A 17,723-nucleotide genomic window follows, 5' to 3' on the forward strand; every position below is an offset into this window, starting at 1 on the left:
TTATTCTCTTTGACTGTTTAGATAATTCGTGTGGTATTGTCTAAGCTTCTGATCCAGTTGATATCCTGTGCGGTAACGTTCACCAATCTGAAATCCGCGAGTATAGGAGTATTCAAAACGGTACTGATCCGTTGTCCGTAACCGGGCATTACGTCCTTGTAAAATCTTCCCGGGCGGAATTGGAATTGCAAAATTAAAGCCGGCGGTAGAACCATTTTTAGTTTTCATGGCATAAAGACCAATTTCAACGTTTGTAAATTGTTTGATAAAATCAACTCTCACACCACGGTCTTGCCACAAGTATTGTCCTCCGGATAATTTCAGCGTTACGTCAGGCCTGGCAAGTCGGTAGGCAATATCTGCTTGCAACAATAATTGGTTAAAACTGCTATAATGAATGCCATCCTTCGCATAAAAATATCTGCCAGTGTAGCCAGCTTCCAGTCCATAAGACAATGGAGTCGTCATATCCGTGTGCCGATATTGTACATTAACGCCATATTGATCGTTATAAAAGAACCCTGCCGAAGCGTTAACAAAGTTTTTCCCAATTGCAAAAAACTGATTCAGAAAAATAGGGGCAGGGCGGATTATTTTCGGATTACCATCCATGTCATTGGTAATGGGAAACAGAATTCCGGCATTTAAAACCATTCCCTGCCATAGATAAAATTGAGTCTGCAACAGTACACTGGTATTGCTTTGTACTACCTGCTCTCTATATCCAAAAATGGCTGCGAATGCAGGCTGAATCCAGAAATCAAATTTGTAGCGGCCTGGGTGTGGTAAAAACTTTATACGTTGAGTTTTACGCTCCTCGGAAGTTGGTACAGCAGCAGTTATTTTAGACCCAAGTTTATAATTACCTATAATAATTCCCTGAAACATCGGAAGATACTCGTGAATATTATTGTCAGCAAGGGATTTACGCATTTCCCATAATCCATACAATGGGTTACGGTCAAGACGTTGTTCATAATATATCTTCCCATTCGCCGGATCGAGGGTGGTATTTTCGTAATTCAGCCAAAGTGACTTTCTCTGGGCTTCTGTTTCTTCGGTCTGTGCGAAAACAGGGGACATGAGAAACATCATAACGATGCCTGAAAGCAGTTTACTTATTTTCATTCGCTTTTTTCAGACGCTTGGGAAGCGCTTTAAGATTGAGGGCATAAGAAGTGCCAAAGGTTACCTGATCAAAATTTATAACGCCTGCTTGTATGGTCCACTTCTTGAAAAGTTTACCATAGGCGCCAATATTAAAGTGTCTGGAATCCCATTCGAGCATTACTCCGCCTTTATTTTGATAGCGTAAATTTAGACCGCCAATAGGGCCGGATAAATATTTATATCTTTTATCCGTATTCTTGTTTTGAATTTTCAGGTTACTAAAAATATTCGAATTTTCTTTTTCAGAATCACCTCTTTTGATATAAACAGGGCTTCCATAACCACCCGTTACTTCTGCAAAGAAATTATTACTCAACTTGAAAGTTTTAGTTGCAACCAAAGCATTTGTAGTAAAGGAGTTGTCAATTGCAAATGGCATTGATAAATATAGCGCCAATGAGGGTTGGTATTTCTTTTCTTTTAATATCAGATATTTTAAATCCAGCTGTCTGTCTCCTATACCTTTGTCTTGAAAACGAGTTTCGCCATTCATTCGCATCAGGTTAAGATTGAGATCAAGCCTTGAGAGAATTGTTAAGTTCACATAATAAATACTTTCAGATTGAATTCCATTTCTTCTAAAACTATATTTTACCGGATTATATGCATATCCTGCAATTAGAGAGCCGCTTTTTGTTTCTATGGCTGTGGGAATATTGAGAAGCCCTGGTTTACCAGAAAAATTCATTTGAGCAAAAAGTGGAGTGTTCACAAATAAAATTAGCAGGAAAGGCAAAAAACTGCCCCTCCTGCTATTTTTAACGTAAATCTTTCCAACCAATATGTCAAATATGACGATCAGTCTTAGATTCATATTGGATGATTAGTTACTTCCACCCTCATTGTGACAACTTGCAATTGCGTCATTTTTAAGCTTCGTAGCTGAAGCCAATGCCGTTGCATAAGCAGCGTCTACAAGCGCTTGGTTTGCATTTTTTGCAGCTAGTGCATTAGCCGTAGCAGCAGCTGAAACAGAAGTACAAGCTTGTTTGTCAGCAAGTTCCAGGGCGTTAATTGAACTCAAAGCATCTAATAGAGCAATATTAGTAAGTGCTTTCACAAGATCATAACTACTTCCCAAAGCAGCCTTTGCATTTTCAATATCGGCAAGAGCTTTGGTTCCCTGAGCATTTACAGTAGCTCTGGTAGCAACATATTTTTCAGTAACCGAAGAAGTACAAGTAGCTGAACTTGGAACTGCGGCAAGTGCAGTATTATATGCAGCTAAAACAGTTGCAGTTTGAGTAGCCTTTGAAGCATCAAGAGTTGTTTTTACTCCGTCAAATGTAGCAGTTGCGGTAGCGACACATGCATCGTTTACCAATACCTTCTCTACTTTTTCAACAGCATCAACACCAGCAATTTTATCAATAGTCGTAGTTCCAGCAATACGTGTTCCATTTAAAGTTACACCACCAACACTTGGAAAAGTAAATACTGGCAGATAAGCAGCCAATGCAGGGTTTGCTCTTGCTTTGTCTAATATCGCTTTGATATCTGCAGGAACAGCACCTCCATTAGATACTGACGCGATCGTAGAAGCAGATACAGAGTTAAGAGCAGCAACATCAGAAGCTGAAACAGCTCCTGAAACGGCAGTAGCTGCGGCAGTTACACTTGCAGGAACCACACCAGTTGATGCAATGTCACCCAAAGCTCCGTTTACCGCATTGGCTTGAGCAGAAGTGGCAAAGCTTGATGGGGTTGAAACTACCGCTACGGGCGCAGCCGGAGTAACCGTAGCCATGGTTACCGCTTTAAGAGCGTCTGTAATCCCTTGATCAGGTGTCGTAGGATCAGTGTTGTCCTTCTTACAGTTGAACAGGACCGCGGTCATCATCAGACCAAGTACTGCTAATTTAATTGTACGTTTTTTCATTGCGAGTAAAATTGATTTGTGGAATTAATAGTTTACATTATTTATATAAATAAATACAAAAGTTCAAAACACTCAGAGGTGGTTCCAGTACTATTGTTGGTTTACTAAAATAGGACTCAGATCACTGTCCTCTGCCTAATACCATGACCTGCATTGTTTTAAAAATGAGGTTGATGTCTTCGAGTACGCTGTAAGTTTTTAGGTACTGTAAATCGTATTTCAATCTTTCAACATTTTTTGCAACTGTATCTGCGTAACCAACATTAATCTGTCCAATGGATGTGATACCAGGTTTTACAGTTAACAGGCGTTGAAAATCATGTGGTTCAGCTTCCATTAACATATCGACGTCATATTTGTACAAAGGACGTGGACCCACAACGGACATATCACCTTTTAAAACATTGAAGAATTGTGGTAATTCGTCAAGTCTTGTCTTACGCATAATCTTGCCAATTGGTGTGATCCGGGGGTCGTTATCTCCAGTGGAATGCTGCCCCATTTTATCAGCATTCAGGCACATACTGCGAAACTTGTAAATCTCAAACATTTCACCCCACTGTCCGCAACGTTTTTGACGATAAAAAACAGGTCCGGGAGATGTGATTTTTACCGCAGCCATCACAGTAAGGAATATGGGCGCACCCAGGATCATAACGATACTTGAAAAAATCAGGTCAAACGAGCGTTTCAGTGTTTGCTCATTCACACTAGAAAATGGCTTTGTGTTAACCTGAATAATCGGATACATGTCATGGTATTCAATCGTCGCCATATTAGTCATAAATCCACGAAAATCAGGAACCAGGCGAATTTGTGTTTTTTGACGCTCTCCAAGTTTAATAACGCCCCTTACCTGCTCGTCAGACATTTCAGATAGGCAGCAATAGACATAATCCAGTTTCTCATTGCTCATTAAAGCTTCGAGTTTTTGAAGTTCGTCCCGGTGATCATTAAATTCAAACATGCCACAGAACCGGTAACCCAATTCTTTTCGGTCGCTATAAAAGCCACGAATAAGAGTGGCCAAATCACCTTTACCAACAATGGCATAGCGGTTGTAATTGTACCCAGCCTGGCGGTAAAGTTTTAAAAACAAAACCGTTACAGCTCGAACAGTAACGGCCAGAATAACGAACATGCCATATGTCATTACAAACTGCTGTCTGGAATATTCATCTCCTTTTTGTGTAAGATACAAAAAGGCCATAATAGCAGCGGAGTGTATTAGGGTAGCTTTAAAAAGATTACCAATCTGGTTATTGAAATTGTAAGAAAGTCGTGTAAACAGATAAGTTTTTAATGAGTAGATAGCGAAGATCCAAAGTAAATTTGATACCAGTAACAAATTAATATACTGATTTTCAAATAGGTTTGATAGATCACCAAAACGTATGGAATAAGCAAAAAGAAAAGCTCCATTTAGGAGGACAAGATCTGTCCAGAGGTGGGCCTTGGGAAGGAGCCCGGGATAGCGGTTTTTCATGATTTTAAAAATAACGTTGAGTATGTCTTTGTATTGCTTCCTATTTTGCCCTAGTGGACTATATACGTAATATATTCGTGCTTATCTTAACAGATCATTTTCAATTTGTCTTTACCGGCATCGTATTTATAATAGATATTTGTAGTATTTATTTCATAACGATTGTAGTTGAATAGTTTTAACAAGTTTACGACAAATCTTTGGTAAATCCCAATCAAATAAAAGTAAAATTTGTTTAAGTTTCAGATAGCCAAGCAATTAATATTATAAATTAACTAAATAAGTCTAAACATTCTTCTTAATTTTCTATTTTTATTATTTTTTTATGTAGTACAACGAGTAGATTTACACTGAGATATAATTAAATTTTAAGAGAATTAATTCAGTAAGAAGTTCCATAATTTCAGTTAAATTAAGAAGTGTAGATCAGCAAGAAAGAAAGTAAAATTCACTTATAGGGATGTAATTCTGGTGACCTCTTTGAAATCTTTTTTTGTACGACTGCTTTAAATAAAAGCCATATAAATGAAGAATTAGTTATTGCATATCTCTTAAATAAACGTTTGGGTTCCTGGGTTAACCTATATAGCCATTCAAGACTTGTTTTTTGTAGCCATTCAGGAGCCCGTTTTTGTAGTCCTACCATAACTGGTAATGCACCTCCTATGCCTATCATGGGCATCATAATACGCCCTTTCATACTTGCCATCCACTTTTCCTGTTTTGGACAGCCTAATGCCACAAAAAGGATTTTAGCTCCACTTTGATTTATCTTTTCAACAATATCATTTTCTTCAATTTTTGTAAGTTCACGAAAAGGTGGACTATGTAAACCAGCAAGAACCGAGCCCGGATACTTCGTAATTATGAATTGTTTAGTTTTATTTAACATTTCCTGAGTACCACCGTAGAAATACACTGGAATTTGTTTTTCCGAAGTCTCCTTAAGTAAATCGGGTAGTAAATCCATGCCGGCAACTCGATCTTGTTTTATTCCGTGAAGAATATTCATACTCCATACCAAAGGCATACCGTCAGGAGTAGTCATTACAGATTTATTGACAATTGATGCAAATCTGGGATCGTTGTAGGCCTCCACAAGCATATGTACGTTGGCAACACATATGTAACAGGATGTAACATCATTGATCAGGGCAAGAATATTATCGATAAACATTCGGTAACTTCCTGTTGTGATATTGAGACTGATGATTGCTTTCTTCATATGAATAAAGACTTCTCCTTATTGGCTATAATGTTGATTAACAAAGTTTTACTGAATTAATATTTGTATATTAGAATACTTAGATATCACGATAGATCGACATATATCAAAACTTTCTAACAAAAGTTTATCCGCTAAATCTAAAATGTTGTTTTTATATTTTATGAACAACGGCCTTGCTTAATTTTCTCAAAAGGATTAGCAACAGATTTTTTTGGTGTTGCACAAATTATATTATTCTCTAGTACTAATCCTGAATAAATAAAAAATGCCAACATTATTTAGTATCAGTTCAATGCGTATGCTTCATTAGTTTACAAACTATCACGTACGCTGTGAATTAATGAGACCTAAGCAAATCTGTCACTATTGATGTGTAATTATTTGCAAATTCAATAGTTCGTAAGCTTTGCTCGTCAACCTTATGGTATGCTTGATCAATAGTGGAATTTGTCTCATGCCATTTGTGGATTAAAATCGCTGCCAATTCTTCTGGTTTGTCGGGATCGAAAAAGTCGCCACTAATAGAAACTTGTTCTTGGTGGACAGGTATGTTCGAAAGAATAAGGTCTTTTTTCATACTTTTTGCCTCTTCGACAGTGGAACTCCATCCTTCAAAATATGATGGATTTATTATTGATAGTGAATGTCGCATGAATATAAGAACATCACTAAAAGGAATTAGTCCCAATAACATTATATTGGCGTTTAACTGATTTTCATCAATAAACTTTATTAGATTCTGTATATGATTATTATCTCTTTTATCAGAAAGTAAACCACTACAAATCAGCTTTATTTCGGGAATTTGTTTTTTTGCAAGCAATATGGCTTGAAACGCAACCTTATGATTCTTATGAGCCCAGAATTGGTTTGGAAGGAAAAAATACTTACCCGTAAATTTATACTTTTTTTCTAAGTAGCCGAAATTCTTATTTTCAAAGGAAGTAACTTGTGAAACAAAATGGATAACACTCGCTTTCGATACAAATTCTGGACAAAAACCTTTAAAATCACTGAGAGCATCGTAACTACTCAAAATAACTTTATTGCTAAATTTAGCTAATGATTTTAATCTGAAGTCTCTAACTATGAGGTGCAATCGAGAATATAACTTTGGTAGTCTAAGATGCTGAAAATCGGGTATCCAATTGGCCGTGTAGCAGTTAATGTCAGGTCCATAAATATAAGAATGACTGAAAATATCAATTCTATTTTTTTTTATAATTTGATTTATAAGAAAATTTCTTTTCAAAATATCTCGCATAAATGTATAAACAAACCATTTAAGGCTATATCTATCAAATAAGGAATCCCTTTGTATCTCCGCTAGATCTTCAAATTGTTTGATGAGCTTTTCATCCGTATTATTTCCAACAAACAAAATAGGTTGTATTTGTTTATTTTCAAGTTGTGAAAGGGCAAATAGTAAATTTTTTAAGTAATTTATTCCACCCATCCATTCAACCTTACCGTCTATTATTGTGAATCCAACTCGTATCATAAATAATTTTTAAACCATTTAACATAATTTTTTATTCCCGTTTCAATTGGTAAAGTAGGTCGCCAACCAATATTCAATGCTTCTTCAATACCTGCATGATAGAATTTGGGATCACCTTCTTTTACCAGACCATTGAACACAATTTTAACGTCCTTTCTATCTAATTCTAGTACCAACAATTCCAGAATATCTTTTACAGTCGTTTTGTTACTACATCCGCCATTTAAAACCAAAAATGAAAATTCAGTAGATGCCAAATGTCGTACCAATGATGCAACGTCCTTAACATGTAACCAGTCCCTAGTTTCGTGTCCAGTTCCATAAAACAACACATCTTTATCTGCATTAATAATTTTGTTGCATGCGTCCCATAAAAGTTGTTTGGTCAATCCTTCTCCATATATTGAAAATAGCCTTACAATCGCCACTTTAATTCCAAAGCATTGGGAATACGATTTGCAAATTGATTCAGAGGCCAATTTATGGAATCCATATGGTGACACAGGATTGGGATTGTCTTGTTCATGAATAATTATATCTTCTTTTGCACCGTAAATTGCTGCACTTGAAAGGTAAATAATTGGAGTAGTAGGAGTGTGCAATCTTATATACTCTAATAATTCAAGCGTAGAGTTGACTGTTTTGTGATAGTCGAGATAAGGATTATCTATTGACTTTCCAACTGTACTTCCCCCGGCACTATGTACAATGAGATCCGGTCTTTTGGTGATCTTTAATAGAGCAACCATTGAAAGATCTGACTCATACCATTCGTCAATACCCATACTTTTTAATCGAACTGGAGATACGAAACCATGTCCAATTCCAATGACGTAATAATTGTTTTGTTTAAATTCTTTAGCTATATTTTGACCAATAAAACCGATGGCGCCGGTTATTATTACTATTTTATTCATGAACGTTGAGATTATTAATTGCCTAATTCAGGATTACTTAAGATTCTTAATTACGCGTGCCGGATTACCCCCAACAACTGTAAAAGCTGGAACATCCTTTGTTACAAGTGATCCTGCAGCAATGATAGCTCCGTCTCCTATGTTTACGCCTTTTAGTATGATACTATTAAAATTTATCCAAACGTTGTTGCCAATTATTATTGGAGCGGTATTTATATTGACAGGCCCTTTTGGGTATCCAACATTAATCAGATGCACGAATCCTTCGGCTCTTTCTATATGATCCATTTCATGAGAATTTGTGTCTATGATATTTACATTGTGTGAAATTAGAACATCATTTCCAATACTGATTTTATTGCCCGACCAGATTCTACTTCCTTCTCCGATAAAACATCTGTTGCCAATAGTAATTTCACCACCATACCCAAATACGTGTAACTCACCTCGAACAAAAGTTTGATCTCCTACTACAATTTTAGTTGGATCATTTAAGAGGTTGAATACTTTTGTACTTAGATAAAATACAGCACTAGACGAGGCATTCATTTTACGGCGGATATTAACACTCAAGATACGTCTAATAAGATATTTGACTTTTTTGATTAAATGCATTTTTTAAGAAAAAAGATGGTCACACATAATAAAATTACTATGGACTAATTGGTTGTAAAATAAATCTAATTTGCCTTTAAAAACGAAATATCCTAAGTTATATAGCTTTTTGAATTCAAAGCTTATTGAACACGGTTAGGAACAAACCAATCTATGTTTAATAAGAAAATGAGAGATGAATGAGGTATTTTAGTTAGGAATATAATGATTTTACTGGATCTTTAAAATATATTTTAAAGCATTAATTATTACAAAAAGTTTTCGAAACCGGAGTATTTTAATTATTTTTTTTCTATATGTTAAGGACTCTTCAATTATATCTGGGAAATGAAACTCATAATTTTGATCTTTAATTCTGCTGGGTAACTGCAAGTAATTTTTTGAATTTTCGCCACTACCATCAAATCCAATTTGATCTATTAACGTTTCTGTGGGATAAAGAGTTAAGCCATTATTTTTAAATATATTCCAGTACCAAACAATCCCCCATGACTTCACAATCCCCTTTTTATTATCATTAACTAATTTATAGTAATTGTATGAATTGTTGTAATTGAACTGGTATTTCAACTTAGAATCATTATGCAAGGATTCGATACCAGTTAATCCATCTGAAAACTTAATCCATCGATCAGACCATGTAGCCCAACCCCATGTACTTGAAATTTTTAGAAAATATGATTGATTTTCTAGGGATATACTTTTTGTATTTATATAAGAATATCCAGTTATCTCGTGTACGTCTTGCTTGTTTTTATAAAGGTCTAGTGACTTATTCATGTACTCCAAAAATTGCTTATGGGTAATTAGGTCATCTTCCACTACAATTATTTTATCGAATCTATCAATAATATCAGTGACTCCTTCTGATATTGATTTTACAAGACCATAATTGATATCGCGTTCAATAATTGTTATGCTTTTGAATCCACTAATACTCTTGATGAATTTTCGTACTTCCTCAACGCTATCATTTGCTAACTCGTTTTTTGGAGCATCTGAAAATATAAACAAATCACTTTCTTTGGCTAAATGATTAGTCTGTAAAGCGCTAATAGTCCTAATTGTGTGGTTAGGTCTATTGTAAACAAAGAGGGCTATGGGGGCGTATCTGTTCATGAAATATATTTATAGTTATCCTTAAAGAGACTTATGACTTACATCTTGTAGTGTGACTTTTTATGAGCCAATGAAACATTTTCCAAGAATTCATAATCTATATACTGCGCGTAAACTTTAAAATAAAATTCAATCTCTCCTTAATGATTTATTATTATAAATGGTACTTAACAAAGTGTACAATAGTGTTGTTGGGGATAATCTTAAAAGATCTGTTTTTAATAAGTTATTGAATTAAAATAATTCTCTTTTTTTTATCAATTAGTTGGGCAGTATCAGAAAAGCTGCTAAAGGGTGAACAAATAATTGTATGGGCATTGGCTAAACAATACAGCTCTAACACGGCATCATGTATTCCCTCTTTTGTATTTCTATTTAAGGAGCTTGAAAACATTTGTATTTTTTCTCCAAAAATAAGTTTCATCTTTTTCTTAACTTTCTCTTCGTCCGTTGCTAAAAAAAATATAGAATTGGAATCACTTTCTAGTATTTTTTCTATTGCAGTTATGTACTTTTCCAATGGGCTATTTTTTAAAGCTTTTGAGTTATCTGTACCTCTGAAATGAATTCCGAAGTACGATTCTCCAAGATTCTTCTTCAAAAGAGATAAATCCTCGCTCAAACTTTTTTTAAGAAGAAAGTTATTATAATTAGGAAATTGAAAAAAAGGATAACATGTTGAAATAAACAAATTGTGTTTATCTTTTACGATTTTTATATCAATATCTCCGTTAAAAGATTTAATATTCAAATCTAATAGCACCTTATCATAAAGCAGCAATCCAAATGTTGAGTAAAGAGATGGTAAATATTTTAAAAGCTTATAACGACAGAAATATTTATAAAAGTTATACTCGAAAAGCGTTTTTGGTTTCGAGTAATCAATTCCGATACTCTCAAAAATGTCTTCAAGATTACAACCTAAATCGTCGTTATTAATCCAGATAACTTTTAATTTATAATTGAATTGATGACAGAAATAAATTGCCGATTCTAAAACTCTCATTCTATTCCCTAGACCTCCTTGCGGTAATATAGTTAGTTTATTCATATTGATTTAACCGACTTTCAATAATTATTTTTTCATAAAGTTGAGCATATTGTAAAGAAATTTTAGTAGCACCATAATGCTCCACCGCGTAATCCCTTAATTTTTCAGGAGGATAAAAGTTTCTTCTATCAATAATATTGATCATTGCCTTTGTTAAATCGTCTTCGTTTTTTTCTACCAAAAAACCACAATCAGGGCTTATAATATCTTCTGGACCGCCGGACTTTGTAGCTATAACAGGTAGGCCGCAAGATAGTGCTTCAATTAAAACTACCCCAAAAGTTTCAATATCACTAGGTAGAACAAAGCAGTCACAGGTTTGCATCAATTGCCTAACCTCTTGCCTATCAACAGATCCCAGAAAGCTAACTTTGTTGCTTAAATTAAGATCGTTTACTAGTTTCATAAGGCCAGGCTTTTCTGTACCTTCACCAGCAATAATTAATTTTGAATCATGCCCTTTCTTTATTAGTTCTGAAAAAGAATTGATCAATCTGTCTATTCTTTTTTTTGTACTCAAATGACAAACAGTAAGAAAGATAAAATTTGCATTTACCGGTTTCAATTTTAGAGGACTAAAAAAATCTGTATCAATGAAATTAGGAATTACCGATACGATCTCTTTATTTAATCCAAGTACTTTAGAAAGTAATTCCTTGAAAGGTGAACTCACAGTGATTACTTTGCTTGCATTTTCAAATACTGCCTTTAAGGTTTTTTTTTCTTGATTAGTTAAAGTTGAATTTTGATATAGTGTTAAGTGTTCAGTTATAATGTAAGGTATTTTATATTTTTTATAGAGGTACATCGCTGCTATACCAGCACCAATCGCGCAATGGGCATGAATAATATCGGGTCTTCGGTTGCTGTTTAACAATCGCTCTGCCATTTTCATTACTTCTGATATCCATAACCTTTGTCCCAAAGAAAGATCAAACCTAGTTGGTAAAAGATTCCAGCGATGTTTACGATAAACTTGTAAGCCATTCTCTTCATTTTTTGAATACTGGAAGTGATTTTTAATTAACCCTTTTAATGAAATGTCACGAATGCTTCTTGATTCTGGATATATTAAGGTAATATTTTTAAAGTGTTTGGATATGGCTTCTGCCTGTTCTTTAAAGAATATACCTCTTAAGGGATAATCTTCAGAAACATAAAAAGATGGGATTATCCAAATAATTCTATCACTTATCATGGATTATACTTAATGTTTGAAGACTTTTAAATTTCTCTACTAAGTTGTAAATTGTCAGCGCAATCCTAAATTCATTACAATGGACTTAGTTACTTTTAAGCTAAGCCTTCGAGCTAACTGATTTTATAAGAAATAAATCTTTTCAAACTTGCCTTAAATTTTAATTCGATTTTTTTTGTATTGTATGTTTTCTTACTTATTATATTATTCATATACTTTATTTTAAGGCTTTCTAAAAGTCCTATATCACTTCCTGATACCCCTCCAACTGTGAAATTGGCCAATATCCTATCAATAGTGATAAACTTAATTCCATTTTTTTTTATACGTAGCATAAAATCGTAGTCAGCCGCCGATTTAAAACTTTCATCAAAAAGTCCATTGAGTTCATATATTTTCTTAGGAACAAAACATGTAGGATGCTGAATCATTTTTTCATTTAAGAAGTTAAAATGACTTCTTTCAACTAAATATTCTTGATCAAATTTTATAATCCTCATAAATCCATAATGAATGGCTTCTTTGTGCTGCAAATAAGAACTTACGACTGTTTCAACTGCGTCTGTTTCGTACCAATCGTCACTGTTAATGATTCCAATTAATTCCCCCTTTGCCATATTGATCCCCTTATTCATCGCATTATAAATTCCTTTATCAGGTTCAGATACTAAAATGAAAGAATCCTCTGAACTGTTGGTCATAAATTCTTTAATGATAGGTAATGTTGAATCACTAGACGCTCCATCTATAATTATGTATTCGATATTGGGATAACTTTGATCGAGTACAGATTGTATAGTTTTTTTTATGGTTTTTTGACTATTAAAGCAAACAGTAATTATAGATACTAGTGGTTGCATCATTGGATATTATTAGGGTTACTTTTTTTAGTATGATTTTGTTATTTTACTGGTCTTATATCTTATTTCTATTTTTTTTTATTAATTGCTTTGCGCTCTAATCATTTTTCTTGGAATTTAATAAAGGATGGTTCAACACATCTTGAAAAATTAAGTAACCCTATATTTGATTAACCTCTGTTTCCCAGCAATTTTTTTCTTTTCAACTATTATCGCTAACAAAAGAATTGGAATAAAAAAATGTGGCTGAAGGAATGTATTTGAAGTGAAGGAAGAAAAGGCTCCAATAAGTATTAATGATAAAATAACCTTTGATATATTTAAGTTTATTGTATTGTAAGAGTACCTACGAGCCAAAACAATAAAAATATTGACATAAAAAAACGCTCCAATATATCCCATTGTTAGAAAAAGCATAGACCACACTAAATCTGGTGTATATACTTTTACAATATTACCGGATATTGGATCAGGTAGACCATATCGAAGAGGTAAAGTAAGTACTTCTGGGGCCTTTTCATCAACCAAACCAATTCCAAAAAGCCAACCTAAGGGAATATTATTTATATACGATAAACGTTCAGTTAAATGGTTTACTCTGTATAAAAAAGTATTACTATCATAAATAACACGATTTGAAAAAATGTCACTGAGTATTGATAATTGGTTAATTGCTTCAAAAACCCTGGATCTTAAAACCTCTACTGACAGAATTATAATTAATAAAAATCCTAATAAAATTACGTATATGATTTTTTTAGTATAGCTATTATAAATCAATGAATGAATAGCTACTGTTAGGAACCATGCAAACATATATCCTCGATGCAATGGTGCCAATACGGCTAGAACAAATATGAATATAAATACGAAACGAATTTTTTTAGAATACCCAAAGGGAAACCAAAACAAAGTTATCGCTAGGGATAAATCGAGCAATTTAGGTGTATTGTAAAATCGGGTATATTTTAAATCATTTACCAATAACTCCTTAGGTCCTTGTAATAAAGTCTGTCCCGTAACTACTTGTAAAAGAAATAGTATTGATTGGACAAACGTGATTATTAAAAGTACTTTAAGTACGCGGATTAATTCAACTTCGCTTATTTCAGTGAACATTAAGAAGGACAGTAAGAAAATATATAGTCTTGCTCCTTTAAATACATCACCAAATGAATAGCCAATTAAAAGGCCATAAATCACATTGGATATTAGAATAAATATAAATATAAAGATAGCTTTGGCGAATTTTGTTTTCCTGACGGCATTTTTTATCCAATAGTTACCCCTAAGAACAAATAGACCTAAAAATACTAATAGGGAAGCATCAATGGACGATCCCGAAAAAAAACCAATAGTTAATATATTTAATGGTATCACTTGAAAGCCTTCTAGCAATAAAAAAAAGAAGATTAGCAAGGAATAAAAATATTCTTTTCTTATGTATTGAGCTATACTTATTACTACAAGCAAATAACAAATCATATTATTCCCTTTTTTAAAAATTTCGCAGGATTACCTGCCCATATCTCATCTGGCGGTACGTTTTTCGTAACAACACTACCTGCTCCAATTATTGCACGATCTCCAATTGATACACCTTTTAGTACAATTGAATTTGCACCAATGAAAACGTCGTTCCCGATAGTAATCGGGAACGATTTTATTTTTTTGATATTGTGAATTCTCCTATCTGCATATTGTAAAGGATGAAAGTCAGTATCCCAAATACAAACATTTCCCCCACAATTAACGTGATCACCTATTGTAATTTTTGTCATACAAAAAATAGAAACACCCGAAAAACCAGAATTGCTTCCAATAAAAAGTGATGCATTTTTTTCAACTTTAACAGTACAAGCTTTATTTAATCCTACCCAGTTTGATTCAATTTCATTATTGAATATAACATTTTCTCCGAGCTCTATAATTCCTTGATTGTTTAAGTACAACCGTCCTCTAATTTGTGGTTTACTAGCATACTTTACTTGCCAAAATTTAAGTTGTAAATGGCCTCTTATTTCATTTACGAAGTAATTGTAACGTTTTAGTATATAATATGGACTTCTAGCTATTTTCTTTAACATCCCGATATTATTGAAGTTTTTCAAGAATTCCATATTCCTGATACTTCATTGTTTAGAACCTTGTTTGTTTGTATCCATAAAACTACATTCATGGCTACGAAAATTATAACATTAGAAAAAACGACTCCTTGAAGTCCAAAATTTTTACCAAGATATATGCCAAGTGGAACATTTATGACACTAACTATAATATATAAATACAACTGTATTTTTAACTTTCCAACTCCGTTTAAAAAGAAGCAGTTAAGAGATAAACAAGTATAAAATATCACGTAAAGTCCCATAGCAATAGATAAATTAAATGGAATACTTACACTATCATTCAGCCATATTTTGAATAGATAGTCCGAAATTACGACGATTAATGGTACAATTATAATCGCGATAAATGCCCAGATTTTTCTTAATGTAGTCATGCTTTTTTTCATCCACAAAAAATCTTTTTTTGCAAACGCATCAGTGAAAGCACTCCAATAAGGGGTCATAATTATTGTAAAAGCCATAATTACAACTGAAAATAGTTTGTAAGCTACATTGAATTGAGTCACTGCTTCTGGGCCAATTATTTTTGTTATTATAATATTGTTCGTCTGAAACAATATTAAGGCTCCAATTTGGATCACAAAGAAAGCACCTCCAACTTCTAAAATATTTCTAGCATACTTAAAGTCAACACTTTTTAGGGAGGGAGCAAAGTGTTTCAGTTCTGTAGCGTAAAGAATTATGCTCGCAACTAGCAGAATTAATATTGGAACAGCGGTTAACGCTAAAACTAGAACTTGTAAACTACCAGGTAAAAAGGTATTTTTTAAAATAAAAATTGTCAATAATAACATAACTTGACCTATAAAAGATATCAGCCCAGCAATCGCGGGTTCATGTATAGAAGTCAGTACCGTATTAATTAATTGTATAACAAATTGCAAGCAAAAAGAACTAAATACTATTAGGATCACAAGATTAATATTGTCACTGACTGACGTAGGGATATTTAGAAACTTACGCCAATCAATATGAGGATTAATGAACCAAAATATTATGAATAACAATGATGAAATTATACATAATGTTGCATAAGTCGTACTTACATACTTTTTAGCATTGTCGTATTCACCGAGTGCAATTGAAGTAGTCAATTTATTCCTAAGGCCATTGCCCATTCCAATATCAAAAAAATTCATCCAACTAATGATAGAACTCACAGTAAGCCAAATGCCATATTGGAGAGGATTAATGTAATTTATTGTCATTGGAACCAATAACAGACCAATAACAATGCTACCTCCCTTTATACCTACAGACATTAAGATGTTCTTAATAATTTTTTGAGAACGTTCGTTTCTCTTCTCAAAAAGATTACTAATTTTTAATCTATAAGTGCTTATCATGGTAAAGGTATTAGATTATGTAGTATAAACTTTTTACTAATGTTTCCCCTTAGAAGTTTAAGAGGAAACATTGGTATTATTCAAAATAATTCAAAACCCCAAATCCTTCTTTCAACAACAATTGATCCTTCTGGAACAAACGTAAATCAGAAGTAGCCATATCTTCAATCAGCATATCCAAAGTATGTTTTGGTTTCCATCCCAGCTTTTCGTCGCATTTACCAGGATTTCCAATTAGCAATTCAACTTCGGTTGGACGGTAATATCTTGGATCAATTTTCATTACGGTTGTTCCCAGCTTTAAATGGTCGCCGGCTGTAATGCCTAGTTCTACCAGGCGAGCAGAATCAACGGCTGAAATTGTTGCAACTTCACTTTCTTCTGTTCCTGTGAAGGTTAATTCAACACCCAGGAAAGCAAATGTTTTACGGATAAATTCACGAACACGGGTTGTCACACCTGTTGCAATAACAAAGTCTTCTGAAACTTCCTGTTGCAAAATAAGGTACATGGCTTCTACATAATCCTTGGCATGTCCCCAGTCACGCTGCGAATCGATATTACCCATATATAGACAATCCTGCAGGCCCAAAACGATCTTGGCAGCTGCACGGGTGATTTTACGCGTTACAAAAGTTTCGCCGCGCAATGGAGATTCATGATTGAACAGAATACCATTCGATGCAAACATACCATAAGCTTCACGGTAGTTAACCGTTATCCAGTAGGCATACATTTTAGCAACGGCATATGGAGAACGTGGATAAAAGGGCGTTGTTTCTGATTGGGGAACCTGCTGTACCAAACCGTATAATTCAGAAGTGGATGCCTGATAAATCTTTGTCTTTTTAGTTAATCCAAGTAAACGAACTGCTTCCAGTATACGAAGTGTTCCAATTCCATCCGCATTTGCAGTATATTCAGGCATCTCAAAACTTACCTGCACGTGGCTCATAGCGGCCAGGTTATAGATTTCGTCCGGTTGCACTTCCTGGATGATACGGGTAAGGTTCATTGAATCCGTAAGATCGCCGTAGTGCAAAATGAATTTCGCATTGTCAACGTGAGGATCCTGATACAAATGATCAATACGATCCGTGTTGAATAAAGAACTTCTGCGTTTTAGACCGTGTACGGTGTATCCTTTGCTTAAAAGAAGTTCGCTAAGATAGGCGCCATCTTGTCCTGTTACGCCGGTGATAAGTGCTACTTTTGACATGTTAC

Annotated in this window: 15 protein-coding genes and 1 pseudogene; all 16 read right to left on the bottom strand. The window is 34.0% G+C overall.

The genetic code is table 11. From position 1 onward, the window contains the following. The 16 genes and pseudogenes from FDK13_RS29090 to gmd all read right to left on the bottom strand — a co-directional run bounded on the left by FDK13_RS29090 (position 1) and on the right by gmd (position 17,718). A complete protein-coding gene (locus FDK13_RS29090; RefSeq protein ID WP_229216266.1) occupies positions 1-1,128 on the bottom strand; it encodes a YjbH domain-containing protein in 1,128 nt (375 codons plus the stop codon). After that, complete coding sequence (locus FDK13_RS29095; protein WP_170982946.1) at positions 1,115-1,858, bottom strand: YjbH domain-containing protein; 744 nt, start codon at positions 1,856-1,858, stop codon at positions 1,115-1,117. The genes FDK13_RS29090 and FDK13_RS29095 overlap by 14 nt, the downstream gene beginning before the upstream one ends. 135 nt (positions 1,859-1,993) lie before the next feature. Then, positions 1,994-3,049, bottom strand: coding sequence for a hypothetical protein (locus FDK13_RS29100; protein WP_137343531.1), 1,056 nt, complete (start codon positions 3,047-3,049; stop codon positions 1,994-1,996). 121 nt (positions 3,050-3,170) lie between these two features. Next, on the bottom strand, positions 3,171-4,535 hold the full coding sequence (locus tag FDK13_RS29105; protein ID WP_137343532.1) for a sugar transferase: 1,365 nt from the start codon (positions 4,533-4,535) through the stop codon (positions 3,171-3,173). 448 nt (positions 4,536-4,983) lie between these two features. Beyond that, positions 4,984-5,760, bottom strand: coding sequence for a WecB/TagA/CpsF family glycosyltransferase (locus FDK13_RS29110; protein WP_137343533.1), 777 nt, complete (start codon positions 5,758-5,760; stop codon positions 4,984-4,986). Positions 5,761-6,100: 340 nt separating this feature from the next. Beyond that, positions 6,101-7,264 (bottom strand): glycosyltransferase family 4 protein, encoded by a 1,164-nt coding sequence (locus FDK13_RS29115; protein WP_137343534.1) that lies wholly within the window; start codon positions 7,262-7,264, stop codon positions 6,101-6,103. Beyond that, complete coding sequence (locus FDK13_RS29120; RefSeq protein ID WP_137343535.1) at positions 7,261-8,181, bottom strand: NAD-dependent epimerase/dehydratase family protein; 921 nt, start codon at positions 8,179-8,181, stop codon at positions 7,261-7,263. The genes FDK13_RS29115 and FDK13_RS29120 overlap by 4 nt, the downstream gene beginning before the upstream one ends. 45 nt (positions 8,182-8,226) lie before the next feature. After that, a pseudogene (locus FDK13_RS36775) lies at positions 8,227-8,376 on the bottom strand (DapH/DapD/GlmU-related protein); the annotation flags it as partial. A 630-nt stretch (positions 8,377-9,006) separates the two neighbouring features. After that, the gene (locus FDK13_RS29130) at positions 9,007-9,915 is read right to left on the bottom strand and encodes a hypothetical protein (RefSeq protein ID WP_137343537.1); all 909 of its coding nucleotides are present in this window, start codon (positions 9,913-9,915) and stop codon (positions 9,007-9,009) included. Positions 9,916-10,141: 226 nt separating this feature from the next. Next, complete coding sequence (locus FDK13_RS29135) at positions 10,142-10,966, bottom strand: O-fucosyltransferase family protein (protein WP_137343538.1); 825 nt, start codon at positions 10,964-10,966, stop codon at positions 10,142-10,144. Next, the gene (locus FDK13_RS29140) at positions 10,959-12,164 is read right to left on the bottom strand and encodes a glycosyltransferase (RefSeq protein ID WP_137343539.1); all 1,206 of its coding nucleotides are present in this window, start codon (positions 12,162-12,164) and stop codon (positions 10,959-10,961) included. The genes FDK13_RS29135 and FDK13_RS29140 overlap by 8 nt, the downstream gene beginning before the upstream one ends. A 113-nt stretch (positions 12,165-12,277) precedes the next feature. Then, a complete protein-coding gene (locus tag FDK13_RS29145; protein WP_137343540.1) occupies positions 12,278-13,027 on the bottom strand; it encodes a glycosyltransferase family 2 protein in 750 nt (249 codons plus the stop codon). A 147-nt stretch (positions 13,028-13,174) separates the two neighbouring features. Next, positions 13,175-14,509, bottom strand: a complete 1,335-nt coding sequence (locus FDK13_RS29150) for a hypothetical protein (protein ID WP_137343541.1) — start codon at positions 14,507-14,509, stop codon at positions 13,175-13,177. Next, complete coding sequence (locus FDK13_RS36285) at positions 14,506-15,111, bottom strand: acyltransferase (protein ID WP_170982947.1); 606 nt, start codon at positions 15,109-15,111, stop codon at positions 14,506-14,508. Before FDK13_RS36285 ends, FDK13_RS29150 begins: the two co-directional genes overlap by 4 nt. 20 nt (positions 15,112-15,131) lie before the next feature. After that, entirely contained in the window at positions 15,132-16,499 is a 1,368-nt protein-coding gene (locus tag FDK13_RS29160) for a lipopolysaccharide biosynthesis protein (protein ID WP_137343543.1), read from the bottom strand. A 76-nt stretch (positions 16,500-16,575) separates the two neighbouring features. Further along, the gene (gene gmd / locus FDK13_RS29165) at positions 16,576-17,718 is read right to left on the bottom strand and encodes a GDP-mannose 4,6-dehydratase (RefSeq protein ID WP_137343544.1); all 1,143 of its coding nucleotides are present in this window, start codon (positions 17,716-17,718) and stop codon (positions 16,576-16,578) included. Positions 17,719-17,723 lie beyond the last annotated feature (5 nt).

This window comes from Dyadobacter frigoris (assembly GCF_005280585.1).
Classification (GTDB): Bacteria; Bacteroidota; Bacteroidia; order Cytophagales; family Spirosomataceae; genus Dyadobacter; species Dyadobacter frigoris.